The sequence below is a fragment of the Flavicella sediminum genome (assembly GCF_006381105.1).
Lineage (GTDB): Bacteria > Bacteroidota > Bacteroidia > Flavobacteriales > Flavobacteriaceae > Flavicella > Flavicella sediminum.
The window spans coordinates 1-1976 of the sequence record NZ_VDET01000019.1; the positions used below are offsets into that span (position 1 = coordinate 1).

Genomic DNA, 1976 nt, shown 5'->3' on the forward strand with positions numbered 1-1976 from the left:
GGTGATAACCAAGTAGAATTATTTCTTTACAGATCCAACATCTTAGGAGCAGACTTAAGAATAACAAACTACGGAGGTGGAAACACAAGCTGCAAAACCATTGAAACGGATCCTTTGACCAATGAAGAGGTAGAAGTTATGTGGGTAAAAGGTTCTGGTGGTGACATCGGTACTTTAAACAGAGCCGGAATTGCTGGTTTGTACACTAGCAGATTGCGTGACTTAAAAAATGTGTATGGTGGAATGGATGATGAAGACCGTATGGTTGGATTGTTTGATCACTGTATTTTTGATTTAGATAGTAAAGCGCCTTCTATTGATACGCCTTTGCATGGTTTATTGCCTTTTGCACATATCGATCACTTGCATCCAGATGCATTGATTGCCGTAGCGGCTGCTGAGGATAGTGAAAAAGTAACCAAAGAAATTTGGGGAGATACAATGGGATGGGTGCCATGGCAACGTCCTGGATTCGATCTAGGTTTGCAATTGGAAAAATGTTTAGCTGACAACCCTGGTATTCGTGGAATCGTATTAGGTTCTCATGGTTTATTTACTTGGGGAGATACTTCGTATGAATGTTATATCAATAGTTTAGAAGTGATTGAAATGGCTTCTGAATTTATTGAGAAAAAAATTAAAGAAAACGGAAGTGTTTTTGGTGGTCAAAAAATTGAAAGCCTTCCTGCTGAAGAACGTCTTGAAAAAGCAGCACAAATTATGCCTTTGTTAAGAGGGTTGTGTTCTTCTGAAAATAGAATGATTGGTCATTTTTCTGATACAGACGTTGTTTTAGAATTTATCAATAGTAATGATTTAGAACGTTTGGCCCCTATGGGAACTTCTTGTCCTGATCATTTCTTAAGAACTAAAATTCAACCATTAGTGTTGACTTTAGATAAAAATGAAGACTTATCTGATAGCGCTGCTATTTTAGCCAAATTAGAACCTGCTTTTGTTGCCTACAGACAAGAATATGTGGATTATTACAATACGTGTAAAAAAGACAATAGCCCAGCTGTTCGTGATGCAAATCCGGTAATTATTATTTATCCTGGTGTAGGGATGTTCAGTTTTGCTAAAAACAAGCAAACAACTCGTGTTGCTAACGAATTCTACATCAATGCTATCAATGTAATGAGAGGTGCTGAAGCCATTACTTCGTATACCTCATTGCCTAGACAAGAAGCTTTTGATATTGAATACTGGTTGTTAGAAGAAGCCAAATTATCACGTATGCCGAAAGAACAACCTTTGTCGCGTAAAGTTGCTTTTGTAACTGGAGCTGGTGGTGGTATTGGGAAAGCAATTGCTGATAAATTAGCTGCAGAAGGTGCTAATGTGGTATTGACAGATATCAACGAAGAAAGTTTGATCAAAGCAAACGCAACCTATAAAAGAGATGTCTCTACCTATGCCGTTTGTGATGTAACAAACACAGAATCTATTGCTAGTGCTTACAAAAAAGCATGTGTTGAATTTGGTGGAGTTGATATTATTGTTCACAGTGCTGGACTAGCAATCTCAAAACCTTTAGAAGATACAACAGATAAAGACTGGAATATTTTACAAAGTATTTTGGTAAAAGGACAATTCGATCTAGCCAAACAAGCTGCTGCCATTATGCGTCAACAAGGATTGGGTGGAAATTATATTTCTATTGCTAGTAAAAATGGTTTGGTGGCCGGACCGAACAATGTAGCTTACGGAACTGCTAAAGCGGCACAACAACACATGGTACGTTTGTTAGCTGCGGAATTGGCCAAAGATAAAATTAGAGTTAATACCGTAAACCCAGATGGTGTGATTGTAGGTAGTAAAATTTGGGAAGGTGCTTGGGCTGAAGGAAGAGCAAAAGCAAACGGCATTACTGTTGAAGAATTGCCTGCTTTTTACGCAAAAAGAAACTTATTGAATGAAATTATTACCCCAGATGATATCGCCAATGGTGTATTCTCTTTTGTTGGTATTCTTGA

1 protein-coding gene is annotated in these 1976 nt (G+C 37.8%); it reads left to right on the forward strand.

The window, feature by feature from the left end; all coding sequences use genetic code 11:
* Nucleotides 1–1976 (forward strand): bifunctional aldolase/short-chain dehydrogenase (locus tag FGM02_RS15560; protein ID WP_139959425.1); only part of this gene is annotated, 1976 nt, incomplete at both ends.